The sequence below is a fragment of the Dactylosporangium cerinum genome (assembly GCF_042653625.1).
In the GTDB taxonomy this organism is placed as follows: domain Bacteria; phylum Actinomycetota; class Actinomycetes; order Mycobacteriales; family Micromonosporaceae; genus Dactylosporangium; species Dactylosporangium cerinum.
Window position 1 is genome coordinate 255549 of record NZ_JBHSIU010000019.1, and the last position, 20636, is coordinate 276184.

20 protein-coding genes and 1 tRNA gene are annotated in these 20636 nt (G+C 72.6%); 11 read left to right on the forward strand and 10 right to left on the reverse strand.

Annotated features, from left to right (window positions below; translation table 11 throughout):
• Positions 1-195: 195 nt before the first annotated feature.
• Positions 196-1023 carry a CAP domain-containing protein gene (locus tag ACFPIJ_RS18930; protein WP_380116454.1) on the reverse strand — a complete coding sequence of 276 codons (828 nt, stop codon included), beginning with the start codon at positions 1021-1023 and terminating at the stop codon, positions 196-198.
• Between the two features lie 106 nt (positions 1024-1129).
• A complete protein-coding gene (locus tag ACFPIJ_RS18935) occupies positions 1130-1765 on the reverse strand; it encodes a TetR/AcrR family transcriptional regulator (RefSeq protein WP_380116455.1) in 636 nt (211 codons plus the stop codon).
• Positions 1766-1798: 33 nt separating this feature from the next.
• Here ACFPIJ_RS18935 and ACFPIJ_RS18940 point away from each other — a divergent pair, with 33 nt between their 5' ends.
• Positions 1799-2467: a pentapeptide repeat-containing protein gene (locus tag ACFPIJ_RS18940; RefSeq protein WP_380116456.1), complete on the forward strand. Its 669-nt coding sequence runs from the start codon at positions 1799-1801 to the stop codon at positions 2465-2467.
• Here the strand turns inward: ACFPIJ_RS18940 and ACFPIJ_RS18945 are convergent.
• Together ACFPIJ_RS18945 and ACFPIJ_RS18950 are read right to left on the reverse strand one after the other, a co-directional pair.
• Positions 2412-2876 carry an STAS domain-containing protein gene (locus tag ACFPIJ_RS18945; protein WP_380116457.1) on the reverse strand — a complete coding sequence of 155 codons (465 nt, stop codon included), beginning with the start codon at positions 2874-2876 and terminating at the stop codon, positions 2412-2414. The genes ACFPIJ_RS18940 and ACFPIJ_RS18945 overlap by 56 nt on opposite strands.
• Positions 2877-2971: 95 nt before the next feature.
• Positions 2972-3526, reverse strand: a complete 555-nt coding sequence (locus tag ACFPIJ_RS18950; protein WP_380116459.1) for an O-methyltransferase — start codon at positions 3524-3526, stop codon at positions 2972-2974.
• A gap of 79 nt (positions 3527-3605) precedes the next feature.
• Here ACFPIJ_RS18950 and ACFPIJ_RS18955 point away from each other — a divergent pair, with 79 nt between their 5' ends.
• The gene (locus ACFPIJ_RS18955) at positions 3606-4328 is read left to right on the forward strand and encodes a DUF4097 family beta strand repeat-containing protein (RefSeq protein WP_380116460.1); all 723 of its coding nucleotides are present in this window, start codon (positions 3606-3608) and stop codon (positions 4326-4328) included.
• 5 nt (positions 4329-4333) lie between these two features.
• Here the strand turns inward: ACFPIJ_RS18955 and ACFPIJ_RS18960 are convergent, their stop codons facing one another.
• The 6 genes from ACFPIJ_RS18960 to ACFPIJ_RS18985 all read right to left on the reverse strand — a co-directional run bounded on the left by ACFPIJ_RS18960 (position 4334) and on the right by ACFPIJ_RS18985 (position 12062).
• Positions 4334-5608 carry a serine hydrolase domain-containing protein gene (locus ACFPIJ_RS18960; protein ID WP_380116461.1) on the reverse strand — a complete coding sequence of 425 codons (1275 nt, stop codon included), beginning with the start codon at positions 5606-5608 and terminating at the stop codon, positions 4334-4336.
• A 22-nt stretch (positions 5609-5630) separates the two neighbouring features.
• Positions 5631-6206: an ATP-dependent Clp protease proteolytic subunit gene (locus ACFPIJ_RS18965; RefSeq protein ID WP_380116462.1), complete on the reverse strand. Its 576-nt coding sequence runs from the start codon at positions 6204-6206 to the stop codon at positions 5631-5633.
• A gap of 187 nt (positions 6207-6393) precedes the next feature.
• Positions 6394-8301, reverse strand: a complete 1908-nt coding sequence (locus tag ACFPIJ_RS18970; protein WP_380116463.1) for an AMP-binding protein — start codon at positions 8299-8301, stop codon at positions 6394-6396.
• Between the two features lie 10 nt (positions 8302-8311).
• Complete coding sequence (locus ACFPIJ_RS18975; RefSeq protein WP_380116464.1) at positions 8312-8590, reverse strand: DUF6295 family protein; 279 nt, start codon at positions 8588-8590, stop codon at positions 8312-8314.
• 2 nt (positions 8591-8592) lie between these two features.
• Positions 8593-9375: a dienelactone hydrolase family protein gene (locus ACFPIJ_RS18980; protein WP_380116465.1), complete on the reverse strand. Its 783-nt coding sequence runs from the start codon at positions 9373-9375 to the stop codon at positions 8593-8595.
• Positions 9376-9431: 56 nt separating this feature from the next.
• Positions 9432-12062, reverse strand: a complete 2631-nt coding sequence (locus ACFPIJ_RS18985) for an FHA domain-containing protein (protein ID WP_380116466.1) — start codon at positions 12060-12062, stop codon at positions 9432-9434.
• Positions 12063-12182: 120 nt separating this feature from the next.
• Here ACFPIJ_RS18985 and ACFPIJ_RS18990 point away from each other — a divergent pair, with 120 nt between their 5' ends.
• The 9 genes from ACFPIJ_RS18990 (at position 12183) to ACFPIJ_RS19030 (ending at position 20612) form a co-directional block, all read left to right on the forward strand.
• On the forward strand, positions 12183-13367 hold the full coding sequence (locus ACFPIJ_RS18990) for a S8 family peptidase (protein ID WP_380116467.1): 1185 nt from the start codon (positions 12183-12185) through the stop codon (positions 13365-13367).
• A gap of 140 nt (positions 13368-13507) precedes the next feature.
• The gene (locus ACFPIJ_RS18995; RefSeq protein WP_380116469.1) at positions 13508-14071 is read left to right on the forward strand and encodes an RNA polymerase sigma factor; all 564 of its coding nucleotides are present in this window, start codon (positions 13508-13510) and stop codon (positions 14069-14071) included.
• A 40-nt stretch (positions 14072-14111) separates the two neighbouring features.
• Entirely contained in the window at positions 14112-14540 is a 429-nt protein-coding gene (locus ACFPIJ_RS19000; RefSeq protein ID WP_380116470.1) for a hypothetical protein, read from the forward strand.
• A 50-nt stretch (positions 14541-14590) separates the two neighbouring features.
• Positions 14591-14998 carry a VOC family protein gene (locus ACFPIJ_RS19005; RefSeq protein WP_380116472.1) on the forward strand — a complete coding sequence of 136 codons (408 nt, stop codon included), beginning with the start codon at positions 14591-14593 and terminating at the stop codon, positions 14996-14998.
• Positions 14989-15061, forward strand: a tRNA-Ala gene (locus ACFPIJ_RS19010). Before ACFPIJ_RS19005 ends, ACFPIJ_RS19010 begins: the two co-directional genes overlap by 10 nt.
• Positions 15062-15102: 41 nt before the next feature.
• A complete protein-coding gene (locus tag ACFPIJ_RS19015) occupies positions 15103-16404 on the forward strand; it encodes an SDR family NAD(P)-dependent oxidoreductase (RefSeq protein WP_380116473.1) in 1302 nt (433 codons plus the stop codon).
• Positions 16398-17528, forward strand: a complete 1131-nt coding sequence (locus ACFPIJ_RS19020) for a leucine-rich repeat domain-containing protein (protein ID WP_380116474.1) — start codon at positions 16398-16400, stop codon at positions 17526-17528. The genes ACFPIJ_RS19015 and ACFPIJ_RS19020 overlap by 7 nt, the downstream gene beginning before the upstream one ends.
• On the forward strand, positions 17525-19129 hold the full coding sequence (locus tag ACFPIJ_RS19025; RefSeq protein WP_380116475.1) for an ankyrin repeat domain-containing protein: 1605 nt from the start codon (positions 17525-17527) through the stop codon (positions 19127-19129). Before ACFPIJ_RS19020 ends, ACFPIJ_RS19025 begins: the two co-directional genes overlap by 4 nt.
• Before the next feature lie 7 nt (positions 19130-19136).
• Positions 19137-20612 (forward strand): hypothetical protein, encoded by a 1476-nt coding sequence (locus ACFPIJ_RS19030; protein WP_380116476.1) that lies wholly within the window; start codon positions 19137-19139, stop codon positions 20610-20612.
• Positions 20613-20636: the final 24 nt, after the last annotated feature.

A 20636-nucleotide genomic window follows, 5' to 3' on the forward strand; every position in this document is an offset into this window, starting at 1 on the left:
CGAAAGACACGTTCGAGATGCGGGTGGAGCGCACCCACGCGAAGGGAAATTGAGTAATCCGCCCGGGCACCATAAGCACTGACCGATGTGCACGATGCCGAATGGCGCGCCGGAGCGCAACCACTGGACGGTCTTTTTCCTCTACCGGGCGGTATACCGATCGGTAGCTGTCACTGCAGTGGTGACGCGGCAGGGTTACCGGGGGCTGCCGAAGTCCTGGGTCCAGATCGGGGTCTTGCCCTGGTAGGCGAGGCCGACGCCGAGATCCTTCAGGCCGCAGTTCAGGATGTTGGCACGGTGCCCGGAGCTGTTCATCCACGCCTTCATGACGTCGGCCGGGGTGCGCTGGCCCTTCGCGATGTTCTCCGCCGCCCCGGACCACTTGTAACCCGCGTTCGTGATGCGGGTGGCGAAGCTGGTGCCGTCCTGCGAGGTGTGCGAGAAGTAGTCGTTGGTGGCCATGTCCTGCGAATGCTTACGGGCAGCCGTGGCGAGCTTCGCGTTGTACGCGAGCGGCTTACAACCGGCCTTCGCCCGCTCCGCGTTGACGATCACGAGCACCTGCTGCTCGTAGGACGAGTTGCCGGCGGCCGGCGCGGTCGTCTTCGGCTTGGCCGGCGGCGTGGTCGCCGCCTTCGTCGGGGTCGCCGCGGCGCTCGTCGGGGCGGCAGTGCTGGGGTCGGCGGTGGCGCCCTCGACCGGCGAGGACGGGTCCCCCGCGGCCGGGTCGCCGGCGTTCGCCGGGTCGCCGGTCGTGTCGCCCGCGACGGAGGTGCGGGCGGCGTCGCCGGTGTCGCCGTCGTTGCCGAGCAGCACCGCACCGCCGAACGCGGTGGCGCCGACGACCAGCAGGGCGGCGACGCCGACCCCGACGATCACGGCGAGCCGGGTGCCGCGACGGTGCCGCGGTTCATGACCCTCGGTGCCGGGCTCTGTGCCGTACTCGGTGCCGTACTCGGTGCCGTACTCAGGGCCGTACTCCGGGCCGTATTCAGGGCCGTATTCAGGGCCGTACGCGGACACCAGCTGCCTCCTGAGGCACAGACGACTCAACCGCACCGAAGCCTATGAGTACGGCGGCCGGCTTTCCCAACCAGGAGCGCCGATTTCACGATGACCTAAGCGAAACTTATGGTCCGGTGTCTGGGTGCAGCAGCGCGGTCACCGCGCGGCGCAGCACGGCGGTCGCGGCCGGGACATCGAGGTGCAGTTCGTCGCGCAGCATCGACCATGACGCGAACGTCGTGGCCACCGTCAGCGCGTGCAGGCTCGCTTCCCGCGCCGCGTCACCGCCGGCAGCACCACCGACGCCGTCCAGCTCGTCGGCGAACAGCTTCTCGAGCTCCTCGCGGGCGTTCGTGACATACCAGGTCCGGTTGTGCCGCAGCGCGGCGGAGAACGGCTCCCGCAGCCGGGCCGCCCGCGCCGCCGGTGCGATGAGCTCGAGCAGCCGGGCGCGCTGCTCGCAGTACACCTCGATCCGCTGCGGCAACGGGAGGTCCGTCGGCACGGGCCGGTGCTCGGCGAGCTGACGCTCCATCAGCCTGGCGCCGGCGGCGGCGAAGAGCCGCTCCATGTCCTTGAAGTTCGTCCACAGCGCCCGCAGGGAGACCCCGGCGCGCTCCGCGATCCGCTCCGCCGTCGGTTTGAGGTCGCCCTCCTCCAGCAGCGCGAGATGGGCGTCGACGATGGCCCGGCGGGTCCGCTCGGCCCGCAGTGTGCGCCCGTCGACCCGCCGCTGCCCGACCGCCGCCGTATCACTCATGACGCATCAGCCTACGTGTGTACGGTGAGGTGCGTGGCACTGCGCACCGTGCATGAACTCGACATCGATCTCCCTGTCATCGACCAGGGTGAGCTCGAGCCGGTCAGCGCGCCGTGGGGCGGCAACCTCAACGACGCCCACGTGCAGACCGGCCGCGCCATCCGCACCACCCTCATCGACGCCCGGTTGCGCCGCTCCCACCTGGAGAATCTCGACCTCAACGGGGTCGTGTGGGAGGACGTGACGGTCACCGGCTGCCGACTCGAGAAGGTCGACTTCACCGCGGCCCGGCTGACCGGGCTGACCTTCGAGCGGGTCCACTTCGTCAACTGCAAGCTCACCTGGGCCCATCTGGCCGAGTCGCGCCTCGGCGACGTGCTCTTCGAGGGGTGCCGGCTGGACGCGGCGACCCTCGACGACATCACGACGATCGGTCCGACCGGTTTCGTCGGTTGTGTCCTGGTCAACACCGTCTTCCGCGACTGTGTCCTGCCGCAGGCGGCGATGTCCGGATGCCGGCTGCGGCAGATGTCGTTCGAGAGCTGCGACCTGCGCGGCGCCGACCTGCGCGGCAACCAGCTGTCGGAGGTCAGCGGCGTCAGCAGCCTGCGCGGCGTGATCATCGAGCCGGCCCAGCTGCCCGGGCTCACCGACGCGGTGATGCGGGACCTCGGCGTGATCGTCCGCGGGCCGAAGGGTTGACCCGCCAGCGGGGCCGGCGGCGCTGCGGGTAGACCGGCTCGTCGACGCACGCCGCCGGCAGGCTCCCGCCGGCCGCTGCCCCACCCGTGAGCAGGTCGCGCGGGTCGGCCTCGACGGCGCCCTCGACGGTGGCGAAGGCCGCGATCGTGTCCATCCCGGTGGCGACCTGCGCCCAGGACCGGATCGCGGGTGACGGGGCGGCGAGCCGCAGCTCGCCGCCGCGCTGCCAGGCGAGCGTCGCGACCCGCACGAGCAGGGCCGCGCCGGCGGTGTCGCAGACCGTGACCTGGGACACGTCCAGCACCAGCCGCGGCTCCGCGGCGACAAGGCAACCGGCCAGGACCGGTTCGACGGTCTCGACGGTCCCTTCCACGAGCAACCCGTGCAGGGCAAGCACCACGGCGTTCATCGACTTCGACGGTACCGGCACACCCCGGCCCCGGCGCTTCCTTCGGTCGGATGACCCTGCCCGGGCCGTTGGTGCCTCCGGCACGCCCGAGGGTCTTACCGGCGGGTGCTCAGCACCATGCCGGAGCCGTGGTCGAGCTCGACGGAGACGAGGTGCGGGTGCTCGACGAGGGTCCGGCGGACCCCGTCCTGGCGGACCTTGAACTCGTCGGGCCAGTCCTCGACGGTCCGCATGTCGTCGACGACGAGGATGCCCCGCGGGCGCAGCGCGGCGATCGTCAGGTCCAGTCCTTCGCTCTTTCCACCCTGGGCGTCGGCGAAGATCAGGTCGAACGCGCCGGCGGCGGTGGCCAGGAACGTCAGGGCGTCGGCGATCCGCAGGTCTACATAGGACGGCCAGGTCTCCTTCGCCGCGACCGCCGCCGTCGCCGGGTCGAGCTCGATCGAGGTCACGGTCACGTCGGTGCGCTCGCCGAGCCCGCTGACCAGCCAGGCGACGCCGACCCCGGCGCCGGTGCCGAGCTCCAGGATGTTCCCGCCGGGTCGCACGCCCGCCGCGAGGGCCGCGAGCAACCGGCCGACGGGACGCTCGCAGGACATCGGGAAGTCACTGGCCTCGGCGCGGTCGTACGCGGCATCGACAAGGTTCATCCGGCGAGCCTACCGAGCCGCCCCTGCCGGGCAGTGCCCTGTTTGAACGGCGCGCTGGGCGCGTGCGAAGCTGACCTCCGTGAAGTCACCGCGGATTCTGACGCTCGCCGCCCTGCTGGCCCTCGCGGCACCGCCGGCCCTCGCCGGCTGCGGCTCCGACACGCCGTCGGGCAGCGACGGCGCCGGGAAGGGCAACGGCAGCTCGCAGACCGCCACCAACACGTTCGAGGTCAAGGACGACGTCAGCGTGGTCGAGATCGACAGCGCCGGCGGCGCGATCACGGTCAAGGTCGGCACCGGGCCGACGATCAAGGTGACCGAGACGTCGACCTTCAAGGCCGACAAGCCCGGCCGCAAGCAGAGCGTCGACGGTGGTGAGCTGGTCTTGGCCTCGACCGGCTGCAAGAGCGGTGACTGCTCGATCGCGTACACGGTGGAGATCCCCTCCACGCTGACCGTGCGCCTGGACAGCTCCGGTGGCACGATCGCGCTGACCGGGCTGACCGGCATCATCGACGTGTCCTCCGACGGCGGCGCGCTGACCGGCGCCGGCCTCGCCCCGCCGGAGCTGACCGCCCGCACCGGCGGCGGCGCCGTCGACCTCGCCGTGACGCAGGCCCCGGACCGGATCGACGTCGACAGCGGCGGCGGCGACGTGAAGCTCAAGCTCACGAAGGACCGCTACGCGGTCGCCGCCGAGCTCGACGGCGGCACGCAGTCCGGCGCCGTGCAGTCCGACGCTGCCTCGCTGCACAAGGTCCATGTGGCTACCAGCGGCGGGAACCTGAGCTTCAGTCAGTGAGCTGGTCAGTCGGTGAGCGCTGAGTAGATCAGCTGGCGCAGCTGCGGCCGGATCGGGTGGGTGCTGGACGGCAGCAGCTGGGTGTAGAACGCGACGGTGAGCCGCTCCGCCGGGTCGACCCAGAAGGCCGTGCTGGCCGCGCCGCCCCAGTAGTACGAGCCGGGCGAGCTCGGTGTCCGGGCCGGCACCGGGTCGCGGACCACGGCGAAGCCGAGCCCGAAGCCGATGCCCTCGAACGTGGTCTCGGCGAACCCCCCGGTCTGTAGCCGGTCCAGGTCGACGCCGCCGGGCAGGTGGTTGCGGGTCATGAACCGCACGGTCCGGCTGCTGAGCAGGCGCTCCCCCGCGGCAGTGCCCTCACTTGCAACAGTGCCCTCACGGAGCAGCATCGACGTGAAGCGGTGGTAGTCCGCGGCGGTGCAGATCAGGCCGCCGCCGCCGGAGTGCAGGTCCGGCTCCCGCAGCGCATGCTGGCCGATGGGATCGAACCTGGTCGCGGCGCCGGCTTGCACTGCGGCATTGGCAGCGGGGCCCGGCACGTACAGCGCGGCGAGGCGTTTCGCGTCGTCGCCGGCCGGGTCGACCCACCAGTGGGTGTCGGTCATGCCGAGCGGCTCGAAGATCCTGGTGCGGAGGAAGTCGCCGAGCGACTGGCCGGACACCACCTCGACGAGCCGGCCGAGCACGTCGGTGGACACGCCGTAGCCCCAGCCGGTGCCGGGCTGAAAGAGCAGTGGCAGCGCCGCCCAGTCGCGGCAGGCCTGGGCCAGGTCGACGCCCGGCTTGGACATGATGTCGTAGCCGGCCTTGCGGTACAGCGCGTCGACGACCGACGTCTGCAGGAACCCGTACGTGAGGCCCGACGTGTGCGTCAGCAGGTGCCAGACCCGGATCGGTTCGGCCGCCGGCACCGTGTAGGGCTGCCCGGCGGAGCCCCGGTCGTACACCTGCGGTGCGGCGAACTCGGGCAGCCATCGGCTGATCGGGTCGGTCAGCTCGAAGCGGCCCTCCTCCCAGAGCATCATCGCGGCGACCGACGTGATCGGCTTCGTCATCGAGTAGACGCGCCACAGGGTGTCGGGCTCGACCGGCAGACCGGCCTCCAGGTCGCGCCGCCCGCACGTCGAGGCGTGCGCGACCCGGCCGTCCCGGCTGATCACGAGCTGCCAGCCGGCGAGCCGGCCGTCCTCGACATACCGGGCGAAGTGGGCGTCCAGCGCGGCCAGCCGTTTCGCGTCGAAGCCGACCTGCCCGGGCGCGACCTCACGTTCGATGCTCACGCCCGGCAGCCTAAACGCGCGATCAGGAAACGGCCAGCTGCTCGGCGCCGGCGACGACCTTGTCGACGAACCCGTAGTCGACGGCCTCCTGCGCGGTGAACCAGCGGTCCCGGTCGGAGTCCTCCTCGATCTGCTCATACGTCTGGCCGGTGTGCTCGGAGATCAGCCGCTGCATGGTCTTCTTCGTGAAGAGCATCTGCTCGGCCTGGATCGCGATGTCGGAGGCGGTGCCGCCGATGCCGCCGGACGGCTGGTGCATCATGACCCGCGAGTGCGGCAGGGCGTAGCGCTTGCCGCGGGTGCCGGCGCTGAGCAGGAACTGGCCCATCGACGCGGCCATGCCCATGACGACCGTCGACACGTCGTTGGGCACGAACCGCATCGTGTCGTAGATGGCCAGGCCGGCGCTGATGACCCCGCCCGGTGAGTTGATCCAGAGGCTGATGTCCTTCTCGGCGTCCTCGGCGGCGAGCAGGATCAGCTGCCCGCAGATGCGGTTGGCGCTCTCGTCGTTGACCTCGGTGCCGAGGACGATGATGCGCTTGGCGAGCAGTCGGTCGAAAACTGCGCTGTCGAAGGGGATCTGCGTGTCGGCCATGGCTTGACCGTATGCGCGGCGTCCCGGAAAAGCTCCTCCGGTTCGCTCACAGCGTGTTCGCTGTCAGCGTGTTCGCAGGATCAGGCTTGCCTGATCAGGATGAGCGCAGGATCAGGCTTGCCTGATCAGGATGAGCGCAGGATCAGGCTTGCCTGATCAGGATGAGCGCAGGATCAGGCTTGCCTGATCAGGATGAGCGCAGGATCGGGCGCAGCGTGTCCAGCACTGACGCGTCCTCGATCGTGGACGGGACCGCCGGGTCGTCGCCGGCCGCGATGCCGCGCATGGTCTTGCGCAGGATCTTGCCGGAGCGGGTCTTGGGCAGTGCCGGCACGACCTGCACCCGGCGCAGCGATGCCACGGCGCCGATGCGCTGGCGCACCAGCGCCACCAGCTCCGACTCGAGGACGTCGTGGGCGGTGCCGACGCCCGCCTTCAGCACCACGAAACCACGCGGCACCTGGCCTTTGAGGTCGTCGTCGACGCCGATCACCGCGCACTCGGCGACGGCGGGGTGGGCGGCGAGGACCTCCTCCATGGAGCCCGTGGACAGGCGGTGCCCGGCGACGTTGATGACGTCGTCGGTGCGCCCCATCACGTAGAGGTACCCGTCGGCGTCGAACCGGCCGCCGTCGCCGGTGAGATACACGCCGTCGGGGTACGTGTCGGTGAACGCGGACAGGTACGACGCGACGAACCGCTCGTCGTCCTGCCACAGCGTCGGCAGGCAGCCCGGCGGCAGCGGCAGGGCGATGACGATCGCGCCGTCGACGTCCGGCGGGGCGGGCGTGCCGTCGGGCTGCAGGATCCGCACGTCGAAGCCCGGCACCGGCACCGACGGCGAGCCGGGCCTGGTCGGCATCGGCTCCAGGCCGCGCGGGTTCGCCGCGACGGGCCAGCCGGTCTCGGTCTGCCACCAGTGGTCGACGACGGGGACGCCGAGGACCTGGCCCGCCCATTCGTAGGTCTGCGGGTCGAGCCGTTCACCGGCGAGGAACAGGGTGCGCAGCGTCCCGCCCTGCCGTGGTCCCGCCCGGTACTTCGCGATGAGCGCGCCGTCCGGGTCCTCCTTGCGGATCGCGCGGATCGCGGTCGGGGCCGTGAACAGCGCCGTCACCCCGTGCTGCTCGACGACCCGGAAGAACGCGCCGGCGTCCGGGGTGCCGACGGGTTTGCCCTCGTACAGCACGGTCGTGGCGCCGACGAGCAGCGGCCCGTAGACGATGTACGAGTGGCCGACGACCCATCCGACGTCCGACGCCGCCCAGAACACGTCCCCGGGTCCGGTCGCGTACACGTTGGCCATCGACCAGGTGAGGGCGACGGCATGGCCGCCGTTGTCGCGCACGATGCCCTTCGGCCGGCCGGTGGTGCCCGACGTGTAGAGGATGTACAGCGGGTCGGTGGCGGCGACCGGCACACACGCCACCTCGGGCGCACCGTCGAGCGCCTCGTCCCAGGTCAGGTCGCCGGGGCCGAGCTCGCCCGGGGCCTGCCCGCGTTGCAGGATCACGCAGTGCGCGGGCCGGTGCGCGGCCTCGGCGAGCGCCGCGTCCAGCAGCGGCTTGTAGGCCACGACGCGGCTGCCCTCGATCCCGCACGAGGTGGCGACGACGACCTTCGGCCGGGCGTCGTCGATGCGGGCGGCGAGCTCCTTCGGCCCGAACCCGCCGAACACGACGGAGTGCACGGCGCCGAGCCGGGCACAGGCGAGCATCGTGATGATCGCCTCCGGCACCATCGCCATGTAGATGACGACCCGGTCACCCTGGTCGACGCCGAGCCGGCGCAGCGCTCCGGCGCACACGGCGACCTCGTCCCGCAGCCGGCGGAAGGTGTACGTGCGCAGCGTCCCGGTGACCGGGCTGTCGTAGATGAGCGCCGTGTCCTCGCCGCGCCCGGCGGCCACGTGCCGGTCGAGGGCGTTGTGGCAGGTGTTGAGCTCGGCGTCGGGGAACCAGCGGTAGAACGGCGGGCGGTCGCGGTCCAGCACCCGGATCGGCATGCGCGCCCAGTCGACCCCGGCCGCGGCGTCCCGCCAGAACCAGTCGGGGTCGCTGAGGCTGCGCTCGTACGTGTCGCGATAGGCGCCCATCCCTGGATGTCTACACCTGCATCTCCCTGCTCGCCAGGCCTGCGGGCGCGTGGTCCAGGGCGGCCGTGATCGCGGCGACCAGCGCCCGGGCGGCCTCCTCGGTCAGCTCGACCGCCACCCGCGCCGACGGGCCCAGCGCCGGGTCGGCGAAGTCGATGTTGAGGGTGTGCCCGAACGGCGCGTGGTGCGGGTGGTCGACGTAGACCGCGGCGCGGGTGACCGGGAACCAGCCGGCCGGCCCCTTGGCGCTGCCCTCGAGCTCCACGGTCTCGGTGTCGTAGGTGCACATGCTCAGACTTCCAATCGCTTGCCGCCGAGGTGCCGGTCGAAGAACGCGAAAATCCGCTTCCAGCCGTCGACGGCGGCCTGCGGCCGGTAGCCGGGCCGGTCCGGGGCGAAGAACCCGTGGCCGGCGCCCTCGTAGCTGTGCCGCTCGAACTGCTTGCCGTGCTCCGCGAGGATGCCGGCGAGCCGGTCGACCTCCGCCGGTGCCGGGTTGCTGTCGTCGTCGCCGAACAGGCCCAGCACCGGGCAGTTCAGGTCGCCGAGCCGGTCCTTGATCGAGGTCATCTTCAGCCCGCTCGCCGCCGGCGGCGGCTCCAGCGCGAACGCCCCGTAGCAGTCGACGGCGGCATCCAGGGGCAGCGCGGTCGAGACCAGCAACGCCTGCCGCCCGCCGGAGCAGTGCCCGATGACGCCGACCTTGCCGTTGTGTGCGCTGCCGTTGTGGATCGGCGTGCCGTCGGCGCTGTGCACCGCGTGCAGCGCGGCCGCGGCGGTCCGCACGTCGGCGATGATCTGCTCGTCGGGGATGCCGCCCTGGCCGCGCACGAATGCCGACGCGTCGTCCGGGGCGGCGCCGGGCGCCTCCCGCCAGAACAGGTTGGGGCAGATCGCCAGGTAGCCGTTGACGGCGAACCGGCGCACCATCTCCTTCGTCGACTCGTCGAAGCCGGGCAGGTGGTGGATCACCACCACGCCGGGGAACGGCCCGGCGCCGAGCGGCACCGCCTGGTAGGCCTGGATCTTCTCGTCGCCGATGTACACCGTCTCGGCGCGGATCGCATCTGACATGATCTCAACGCTACTGCCGGGCACCGGCCGGGATCACTGCCGGGCACCGGCCGGAATTACTGCCGCCCCGGTTCCAATCGGCGCAGGGCCAGGCGGGCCAGGCCGATGAGCGCGGCGATCTGCAGCGCCAGGATCAGCACGGACCGCCACCATGCGCCCGTGGTGTGCTCCCAGAGCGAGTCCTCGAACGGGATCATCGACGTCAGGTCGACCGTGGACGCGCCGGCCGCCAGGCCCCAGCGGGTCGGGAAGATCCACGCGATCACCTGCAGGACCGTCTGCCCCTGCAGCTCGAACAGGCCGCCGGACAGCACCAGCTGCGCCATCACCACCACGACGAGCACCGGGGTCGTCTGCTCGGTCGTCTTCGCCAGGGCGCTGACCAGCAGGCCGAACGCCATCGACGCGAGCGCGACCAGCGCGACCGGGATGCTGATCTCCAGCAGCCAGTGCTCCTGGAAGATCAACGGGTCCTTCGGCGGGTTCTTGCCGAGCAGCGCGAGCCAGGTGAACAGCGCCGTCTGCCCGACGATGATGATCGAGAACACGAAGACCTTCGACGCGAGATACGCCCCGGCGGACAGCCCGACGGCCCGCTCCCGCTTGTAGATGGTCGCCTCGTTGACGATCTCGCGGATCGCGGCGGCGGTGCCGAGGAACGCGGCGCCGACGGCGAGCACGACCAGCAGGCGCTGCGCCTCCAGGCTGATCCTGCCCGGGCCGGGCGCGAGCCCGTTCTCCCCCGGCACAGTGCGGGTCAGCAACGCCAGCGCCAGGGGCAGCCCGACGGTGAACAGGGCGAGGCCCCGGTCGGCGCCGATGACCCAGAACATGCGCAGACACAGGGTGAGGAACTGCCGGATCGGCGCGGCCGGGTGCAGCGCCCGGCTGCGCAGCGACGCACCGCCGAGTTTCACCCGCGCCCGGCCGACCGCCCGGGCCGGTTTCCCGCCGGGGGACGGCTCAGGGGCCGGGGACGCCGCGGGTGCCGACGACGGCCGCTTCGGCATCGCCTGCTCGTCGGTCGGCGAGTCGAGGGACGTCGCAGCGGGAATCGCCGCAGTCGGAACGGCCGCAGTGGGAACGGCTGCAGGAATCGCAGCGTCGGCCGGGTCGCGGGGCATCGGGACGGTCACGCGCTCGACCGCGGCCGGCTTCGGCAGCGGGGCCTCGGCGATCTGTGCCGTCACGTACTGCGTGTAGAGCTCGGAACTGCGGTAGGTGCGGGTCCAGTGCTCGGCGTTGGTGGTGACCTCGCGGAACACCTCGGCGTAGTCCTCGGCGCCGAAGAAGGACAGCAGGTCGGCGGGCGGGCCGAAATACCCCATCCGGCCGCCGACGGTCAGGACCAGGACCCGGTCGCACAGGTCGAGGTGCATCACGTTGTGGGTCACGACGGCCACCGTGCGGCCCTTGTCGGCCAGGTCGCGCAGCTCCTCCATGACCTCCTTGTCCAGGGCGGGGTCGAGGCCGGAGGTCGGCTCGTCCAGGAACAGCAGCGACGGCTCGGTCAGCAGCTCCAGGGCGACGGAGACGCGCTTGCGCTGGCCGCCGGACAGCTTGTCGATGCGCATCTTGGCGCGCTCGGTGAGGTTGAGCGTGCGGAGCACCTCCGCGACGCGGACCCGGCGCTCCTTGCGCGGCACGTCGTCGGCGAAGCGCAGCGCGGCGGCGAACCGCAGCGCCCGGCGCACGGTGAGCTGGCGGTGCAGCACGTCGTCCTGGGGGACCATGCCGATGCGGTAGCGCAGCTCGGCGTAGTCCGCATAGAGGTCGCGGCCGTCATACCGCACCGTGCCCTGGGTCGCCGGCCGCAGCCCGGCGACGGCCTTGACCAGGGTCGACTTGCCGCAGCCGGAAGGTCCGATGACGGCCAGGAGGCTGCCCTCGGCCAGCGCGAAGCTGACGTCGTCGAGCAGGATCGCGTCCTTGATCCGCACGGTGAGGTCGTCGGCGATGAGGGACGACGGGCCGGCGTCCTCGAACTCGTGCAGCCGCATCCCGTCGAAGATGAACTCGTGCTTGCCGATCGAGATCATGTCGCCGGGCTGCATCGCCTGGCGGGTGACCTGCTTGCCGTTGTGGAACGTGCCGTTGCGGCTGCCGAGGTCGACGACCTCGTAGCCGGTCGGGGTGCGGCGCAGCTCGGCGTGGTTGCGGGAGGTGCGCAGGTCGCTGAGCACGATGTCGTTGTCGGGCCCCCGGCCGAGCCGGATCAGCGCGCCCGCCGTGTGCAGCGCGGCCTCGCGGGGCACGGCGGGCGGATGCTGCGCCGGCTGTTGTGCTGCCGGCTGTTGTGCTGCCGGCTGCTGCGGCACCGGCGGCTGGACCGGGATCTGCTCGGTGATCGTGATGACCTTGAACGTGACGGCGGGACCGTCGGCGGCGCCGAGGTGGACCTCTCCCCCGTCGACGGCGGCGACGAACGCGGCCTTCTCGCCGGCCACGTAGGTGCCGTTGCGGCTGCCCAGGTCACGCAGGAACCAGCCGTCGTCGTTCCAGATCACCTCGGCGTGCCGGCGGGAGATCAGGGTGCCCTCGACCACCAGGTCGTTGGCGGCGTCGCGGCCGATGGTCACGGTGTCGTCCGGGCGCACCAGTGAGCGCGCCGTCCCGGTCGCACCGGCGACCGTCACTTCGAGGACGGTGAGTTCACGGGTCACGGTCTGCTGGTCATCGCTCGCCACGGGCATCATCATGCCGCCCGGGTACGACAGAAAACAGCCGGGGCGGACACCGGCCAGGAATTTGTGTATCAGGAACCCGACCGCCTGCCTCTTCTTTGCAGACCACGTGAGGAGGAGCCCATGGCAGCAGCGGACGCCCGTTCGGAGCAGTGGCGGTCACGCCGTGCCCGGCGGCTCGCCGGGCTGGGCTGGGTGCGTCGCGAGGACCGGGCGGACGGCACCCCGGTGCGGTTCGTCGCGGACGAGCTCCTGGTGCTCGACGACCACTTCGCCACCGCTCGTCAGGCGTTCCTGGAGCAGGGCTTCACCGTGCGGGACATCGTGGAGGAGGGGGATGTCCCGGACGGGTTCCGGCGGGTGCGGTTGCCTGGCCTGGACGTCGCGCGCGCCGCGAGGCGGGTGCGGGTCCAGGCCGAGGCGGCCGGTGACGGCAGGGTCGCCGCCGGACCCAACCACGTGTTCGTGTCGACGCCGTTCGAGCACGCCGGGCCGTACGGCCCGCCGCGGCCGGTGGCGCCGGGGCATCTCACGGTCCGTGACCGTGCGGTGCCGGAGGTCGAGGTGCTCGTGCTGGACACCGGGGTGTGGCTGAACAGCCCGCTGCCCAAGGACCGGTATGTCACCGACGACTTCGAGTCCGACCTGCAGCACGACGCCGGCACGGACGACGGGGTCCGCGACGGCGACGTCGGGCACGCCAACTTCGTCGCCGGCGTGCTGCTCACCAGGTCCGAGCATGTGCGGCCGAGGGTGATGAGGATCGTCGACACGTACGGGGTCTGCCGTGAGAGCGATCTGATCGCCGGTCTCGGGCAGGCGTACGACCATCAGATCATCAACCTGTCGCTGGGCGGTTACACGCTCGACGACCGGCCGCCGTTGCTGCTGACGGCGGCCCTCGCGGGACTGCTCGGCACCGGCGACCGGGTGGTGGTCGCCGCCGCCGGCAACGACGGGCAGCACGACCGGCCGTTCTGGCCGGCGGCCTACGCCGGCACCAGCGTGTCGTGGCGGCGGCGGGTCATCGCCGTCGCGGCACACGACGGCCGGCGGATCAGCGACTGGAGCAACACCGGCACGTGGATCACACTCGCCGCGCCGGGCGCCGACATCACGAGCACGTTCGTCCATCACGAGGGGTTCGACGACGGCTGGGCGACGTGGAGCGGGACGTCGTTCGCGGCGCCGTTCGTCGCCGCCGCGATCGCCGACGCGCTGCCCGGGGCCGGTTCGGCCCGGCTGGCGGCGGAGGCGGTCATCGCGGGCGCGAACCGCAGATACGGCCGCTACGCGGGGCTGGCGTGATCGCCGTGCTCCGCCCGACCGGCCGCCGGCTTCACACGAAAGGCCATCGGTGCCACACCAGGGGGAGGGGGGTGACGGGGTGCGGCACGCAGGTCGCCGCATCCCGTCTCCCTGGGGGCTCGATGATAGCCTTCGAGACCATGGCTGAGCCTGAAAACGCCGAGGTCCTGAGGGCGGCCGCCACCGGCGACCAGAAGGCTTGGGAGTCCATCGTGGACAGATATGCCAACCTTGTCTGGTCCGTCGCGCGCAGCTTCCAACTCGCCCAGTCCGACGCGTCCGATGTGAGCCAGGCCACCTGGCTGCGTCTGGTCGAGCACATCGACGACGTTCGTGACCCGGACAAGCTCGGCTCGTGGCTCGCCACCACCGCCCGGCGGGAGGCCCTGGCGCTGCTGCGCCGCGGCGGGCGGGACGTGCCGGCGGGCGCGGCCACCGACTTCGTCGGCACCCTGGCCGGCAGCATCGTCAGCTCGGACGAGGAGCCCGACGCCGGCGTCCTGCGCGACGAGCGCGACGCCGCGCTGTGGCACGAGTTCCGCACGCTGTCGGAGCCCTGCCAGCAGCTGCTGCGGGTGCTCATCGCCGACCCCCCGCCGAGCTACGCCGAGGTCTCGGCCGCGCTCGACGTGCCGGTCGGCAGCATCGGACCGACCCGGCAGCGTTGCCTCGGCACGCTGCGACGCAGATTGGGTTCGACATGACGTTCTGGGCAGGGCCGACCCGATGATCGGGGAGGAAGAGGTGCTGAGGGCCTTGCGCGACATCGCCGGACGGCGCGACCCGGTGCCGGACAACGTCCTCGCCGCCGCGCGGGCCAGCATCGCCTGGCGCGACCCGGACGCGGCCCTGGCCCAGCTCACCGCCGACTCGGCCGCGACGCGGCTGGTCGCGGTCCGGGGCGGCGGGTCACCGCGGCTGCTGTCCTTCTTCGGCGGTTCGCTGACGATCGACGTGCAGGCGACGACCCGCGCGGGTGCCGTCGAACTGGTCGGCGAGGTGTCCCCGGCGGTGCCGGCGCGGGTGGTGCTGGAGTCCCCCGCTGGCAGCCTCGAGACCGACGTCGACGGCGAGGGCCGGTTCCGGTTCCGGGGCGTCGTGGCGGGGTCGGTGCGGCTGCGGTGCGAGCCCGTCGAGGGCGCCGCCGTGCACACCGAATGGGTCCTGCTCTAAGAGGGGCAATTCGCCACGAGACGGACACTTCCGGCGGTACCCTGCAAAGCATGCCGATCGATCACGTGCAGATCGTGTCCATCCCGGTGAGCGACCAGGACCGGGCACGCGACTTCTACGTCAACGCGCTGGACTGGGAGCTGGTCAGCGACAACGACTCCGGCGACCGCCGGTGGGTCGAGGTGGCGCCCAGGCACGGCCAGACCGCGTTCACGCTCGTCACCTGGTTCGAGACCATGCCTGCGGGTTCGCTGCGCGGCATCGTGCTGGACACCGACGACATCGAGAAGACCTTCGAGGAGCTGTCCGAGCGGGGCATCATCTTCGACGGACCGATCGAGGAAGGGCCGTTCTCGCGGGTCACGAGCTTCTCCGACCCCGACGGCAACACTTTTGTGCTGCACCAGCTCTACCAACCGCGCACGAGGGTACTAAGCTACCCGCCGGCAGGGTCGTAGCGCAGAGGTCGTCGCGCCGGCACAGCACGCTGGAGGACGTCGGTTCGATTCCGACCGGCCCTGCCCCGAACTCACCGCTTGCGCACAGCGGCTAGGCTCTGCCGGTGCCTCGTCTGGACCCCTCCGACGTCGCGGCGTGCCTGCGTGTGCTCGCCGCGCTCAACGACGCGGACGACGACCCGTCGGCGCCGGCGGTGCGCGAGGCGGTCGTCAGTGCGTACAAGAGCCGCAAGAAGCACCAGAAGGCGGCGCGGCGCGCCGAGACCAGCACCCACGATCTGCGGGTGCTGACCGCCGAGGACGAGAACGCCGGGCAGGACGACGCCGCGCTGCTGCGGGCGCGGCGCTGCTACGTCTGCAAGAAGCACTACCGCACGGTCAACCGGGCGTATCCACTCATGTGCGTGCCATGCTCGACCGGCAACACGGCTCGCCGCACGGCCCGGTGCGACCTGCGCGGACGGCGCGCGCTCGTCACCGGCGGGCGGATCAAGATCGGCTTCCAGACCGCGCTGAAGCTGCTCCGCGACGGCGCTGACGTCATCGTCACCACCCGCTTCCCGCACGACGCTGCGCGCCGCTTCGCCGCCGAGGCCGACTTCGCCGACTGGCAGGACCGGCTCCGGGTGCACGGCGTGGACTTCCTGGACCTGCCCGCGGTCGTCGGGCTCGTCGACGCGGTCACCGCCCGCTGGGGCCACCTCGACATCCTCGTCAACAACGCGGCCCAGACCATCTCCCGGCCGTTCGAGTACCACCGCTCGCTGCGGGCCGCCGAGACCGCCGCGCTGGAGGGTGCCGCCTCGGGGGAAGCGCCGCCGGTGCCGGTGGTGCCCGCGACGCAGGTGCCCGCGCTGCGCTCCACTGTGGACTACTTCCCGCTCGGCGCGGTCGACGAGACCGGCGAGCCGCTCGACCTGCGTCCCGTCAACAGCTGGGTGCTGCACCTGCACGAGGTCAGCCCCCGCGAGTGGATGGAGGTGCAGGTCGTCAACTCGTTCGTGCCGTTCCTGCTCACCGCCCGGCTGCGCCCGCTGCTGCTGGCCTCGCCGCACCCCGACCGCTACGTCGTCAACGTCTCGGCGATGGAAGGCAGCTTCAGCCGCCGCAACAAGACCAGCCGGCACCCGCACACGAACATGGCCAAGGCCGGCCTGAACATGCTGACCCGGACCATCGCGGCGGACTACGCCCGCGACGGCATCCACGTCACCAGCGTCGACACCGGCTGGGTCACCGACGAGCGGCCGCAGGGCACGAAAGAGGCCTTCCACGAGGCCGGTTTCCGGGTGCCGCTCGACGTCGTCGACGGCGCCGCCCGGGTCTACGATCCGATCGTCCGCGGCGTGCACGGCGACCGGATCTCCGGTGTCTTCCTCAAGGACTACCAGGTGGTGCAGTGGTAGACGACGTTCCCGACATTGCCTGCCCGGTGCTCGCCGTGCCGGCCGTGCCCCAGGCCGACCTGGCCGACCTGTCGCCGCTGCTGCGACGGCTCGCCGACCCGGAGCCGGTGCGCGGCACCGAGCGCTTCCCGCTCGGCACGCTGCAGCCCGACGGCCGGGTCGACCTGTGCAAGCAGGGGCTCGGCGCGGCCGGCGTGGCCCAGGTCCTGGACCGGGTCGTCGGCTCGCCGCACGCGGTGCACCTGTTGTTGGGCACCAACGGGCTCGGCGCCACCGGCACCGCCGCGCTCGCGTCCGGGCTGCCGGACGGGCACCGGGTGGAGACGCTGTACCTCGGCTGCAACGCGATCGACGCGGCCGGCGCGGCCCCTTTGTTCGAGCGGCTCGCCGCCGACGACCGGGTGCGGGCGCTGTGGCTCAAGCGCAACCCCCTCGGCGACGAGGGCGTGGCCGCGCTCGCGGAGACGCTGCGCCGCAACACCACCATCGACACCGTCGACCTGGTCAACACGGGACTGACGACCGCCGGCCTGGAGACGCTCGTCGGCGCGCTCGTCGCCCGGCCCACCCCGGTGACCCGGGTCTTCCTCGGCGGCAACGGCCTCGGTCCGTCCGCCGGTCCGCTGCTGGCGCGGCTGCTGCGGGAGGCCGGCGTCCGGGGCCTGTTCCTGGCCGCCAACCGCCTCGGCGACGCGGGCGTCGCGCCTGTCGTAGACGCACTGGACACCGACGGCAGCACGCTCGGGCTCGGCGGCAACGGCCTCTCCCCCGCCGCGGTCGCCGGGATCGCCGACCGGCTGTCCATGCTGGACAGTCTCGACCTGAGCCGGCCGCAGTCGCTGCGGGTGCTCGGCGCCGCCGACAACGTGGTCGGCGACGACGGTGCCGCGCTGCTCGCCGCGGCGCTGCCCGGCACCCGGCTGCGCCGGCTCGACCTGCGCCACACCGGCGTCGGCGGCCGGGGCGCCAAGGCGCTCCTCGCGGCGCTGCCCTCCACCGACCTGACCCGCCTCGCGCTCGGCCCGGACGTCCCGCGCCGCGTGAAACGGGCCATCACCGCGCTGCTCCCGCCGGCGGACGCCGGCACGGGATCCGGCAGCGAGATCGTGAGCGTGTACCGGTGACGACACTGAGCCGCGCGGGCGCCGGGAACTGGGGCCGGATCCGGCGCTGGGCGACGCCCCCGTCGATGATCCGGGCCGCGACCGCCGCGCGCCTCGCCGGTGACTGGCGGGCCGCCTGCGCCGCGGCGAACGTCGACGTCGCGCCCGGGGACTACACGCCGTTCGAGGACGACCTGGCGCACTTCGCGCCCGACCTGCTGCGCTGGCACCTGCCCCGCAAGCCGGGCCGCGGCGACACCCACCTCGACGCCCGGCAGGTCGTGCACCTCGCCGGAGGCGACGAAAAGGGCCCCGCGCTCTACGTCGGCGGCACCCGTCTCGGTTTCGGCTCGCAGCGGCTGCGGCTCTTCGTCACGGATGAGCCGCTCGACCCCGCCGTGTGGGACGACTGGGAGTGGGACGACGGCCCGCGACCGTTCCACGCCCTGCACGACTACCGGGCCCGCCGGTCCCTGTGGGACGCCCGCGAGTCCGGCGCGCTGCTGGCCGGCTGCGGCTGGACCCACCTGCCGTTCTTCGACCCGGCCGGCAACCCGCTGCCGGAGCGGGCGTGGGGGCTCACCGAGCGGGTCCTCAGCCTGCACGACGCCGGGCGGGGCCCCGAGGCGTGGCAGGCGGCCGGCGCCGACATCCCCGAGCCGCCGCTGCCCGCCAGCCGGTGGGACGCGCGGATCCTCAAGCAGCACTGGCAGGGGTTCCTCGCCGACCACGTCGCCGTCGTCAACGCGGCCCGGGACCGTGGGTCGGCGCGGGTCGGCATCCTGTTCGGCTGGACCAACCTGGTCGAGCTGACCGGGTTCGAGAGCCCACAGCTGACCGGCACCTGGGCGACGGTCGGCTACCGGGACCGCAACGCCGACTGGCACCTCGACCTGACGCCCTTCCAGCGGCCGATCGACGCCGAACTGGTCCGCGCGGGCGTGCTGCCGGTGTCGTCGCTGCATCCGCTCGTGCACGCCGCGTTCTTCCCCGAGGCCGAGCCGCTCGCGCCCCGGGCCGTCCCGGCACCGGCGGCGGAGGCCCGGCTGCGGTGCCGGGACGGTGCGTGGCATCACGTGCGGATGACCGGCGGACGCTTCGACATCCCGCACGACGACGAGGAACGCCGCCGCGAACAGGCCCTGTCCGCTCTCGGCGGTCAGGTGTACGGCTGTGTCGCCGCCGAACGGGCCTGGCGCGAACCGGGTTCGACGCTCCCCCGCGCCCTGCGTGAACTGCGCCGCGACCTCATGCTGCGGGCCCAGCACGGCGACCTGCCCGGCGTCGTGGAGCTCCTGGACGCCGGCGTCGACCCGCACGCCCGCGACCCGCACGGCCGGACGCTGCTGCACCACATCAGCGGGCTGATGGCCGCCCCCGGCGACCTGGCGCTGTTCCACCGGCTCATCGCCGCCGGCCTGGACATCGAGGCCCGCGACCGGCGCGGCATGACCCCGCTGCAGACGGCGGTGTACGACACCGGCTCCGCGCAGCTCGTCCTCGCGCTGCTGGAGGCGGGCGCCGACGCCGGGACCGTCGACGACAACGGCGTCTCCCTCTTCGACACGCTGGACCGGTTCAGCCGTCCGGAGCTCGAATTCCTGCAGCCACCAGGCGAGTGAGCCGGACGTGGCGGGGCCCGGCCGGGTGAGCGGCGAGCTGCGCGGGTGGCACCTGGTGCGGCGGTTCACGGTGCCCCGCTGGATGATCGAGCAGGCCACCCGGCGGCGGCTCGCCGGTGACTGGCGTGGCGCCTGCGACGCGGCCGGCGTCGACGTCGCCCTGGACCTCGCCCAGGTCCGGCGGGACCACGGCGCCGCGGTCGCCGCCGCGGTCGAGGACGACCTGCGGCACCTCGCGCCGGATCTGCTGCGCTGGCACCTGTTCCGGGCGGTCCCGGCAACGGCGCTGCTGCCGGTCACGGTGCAGCTGGCCGTGCACGGGACGATGGCGCTGAAGGTCCAGCCGCGGCACCGCGGCACGCCCAGCCAGCGGCTCAAGCTCGTGTTCACCGAACGCTCCGGCAGCGCGCCGCTGGGCCTGCCGCACGGCCTGGACCGGGACCGGGAGCGGTGGGACAGCCGGCACGCCGGCGCGCTGCTGGCCCGGTGCGGCGGATACGACGGGCACCTGCCGTTCTTCACCGCGACCGGGGACCGGCTGCCGGAGGCGGCGTGGACCGACCGGGAGCGGGTGATCGCCGCGCAGGACGCCGGCGACTGGGTCCGGGCCTGGAACGTGGCCGGCTTCGACGTCCGGGCGCTGCAGGCACTGGTCGAGCGGGGGCATTGGATCGAGCGGCACCTGCGCGACAGCCGGCCGGACCTCGCCCAGGTGCGCGCCGCCCTGAGCGGCGTCGGGGCGGAACGCCAGGACCGGGTGCGCGTCGGGCTCAGCGACGGCAGCGGCACAGGGTTCACCGCCCAGTTGTCGGTCGACGCGGACCTCCGGGTGGTCTACCCCAGTGCCCCGGTGCCACAGCCGGACCTGCCGGTCGTCCGCGGTGACCGGGTCGTGGACTTCGACCTCGTGCGCCACGGGCTGCTGCCGCTGGAGCAGCTGCATCCGCTCGTCGGTGACGCCCTCTTCCCCGGCCTGGCCGGACTGTTCGAGGGCCCGCCCGACCCGGTCCCCGACCTGTCGCCGGTGCGGGTCCGGTGCCAGGGGGCCTGGCACGTGCTCGGCGACGGCCACCACACGGCCGAGGAGATGCGCCGGGAGCTGGCGCTGCGGGCCCTCGGCGGGGCGCCGCTGCGCGGGTGCTTCGCGGCGCGGGCCGGGTGGCGCGACCCCGACGCGTGGACCCCGAAGGCGCTGCGGCTGCGGCGCCGGGACATCGTCCTGCACGCCGTGAACGGTGACGCCCCGGCGATCGCCGCGTGGCTCGACGCGGGGCTCGACCCGCACCTGCGCGACCACCTCGGCCGGACCCTGCTGCACCTGCTCGCGTGGCTACCGGACCCGGAGCCGGTCATGTCCCGCCTGCGGCATGCCGGGCTCGACCCGCGGGCCCACGACCGGGCCGGGCGGACGCCGCTGCAGCACGCCGTCGCCGAGGGCGGCACCCCACAGGCGATCCAGGCGCTGCGGGAGTTCGGCGCATGAGCGGCCAGCGCAGCGTCTCAGGCC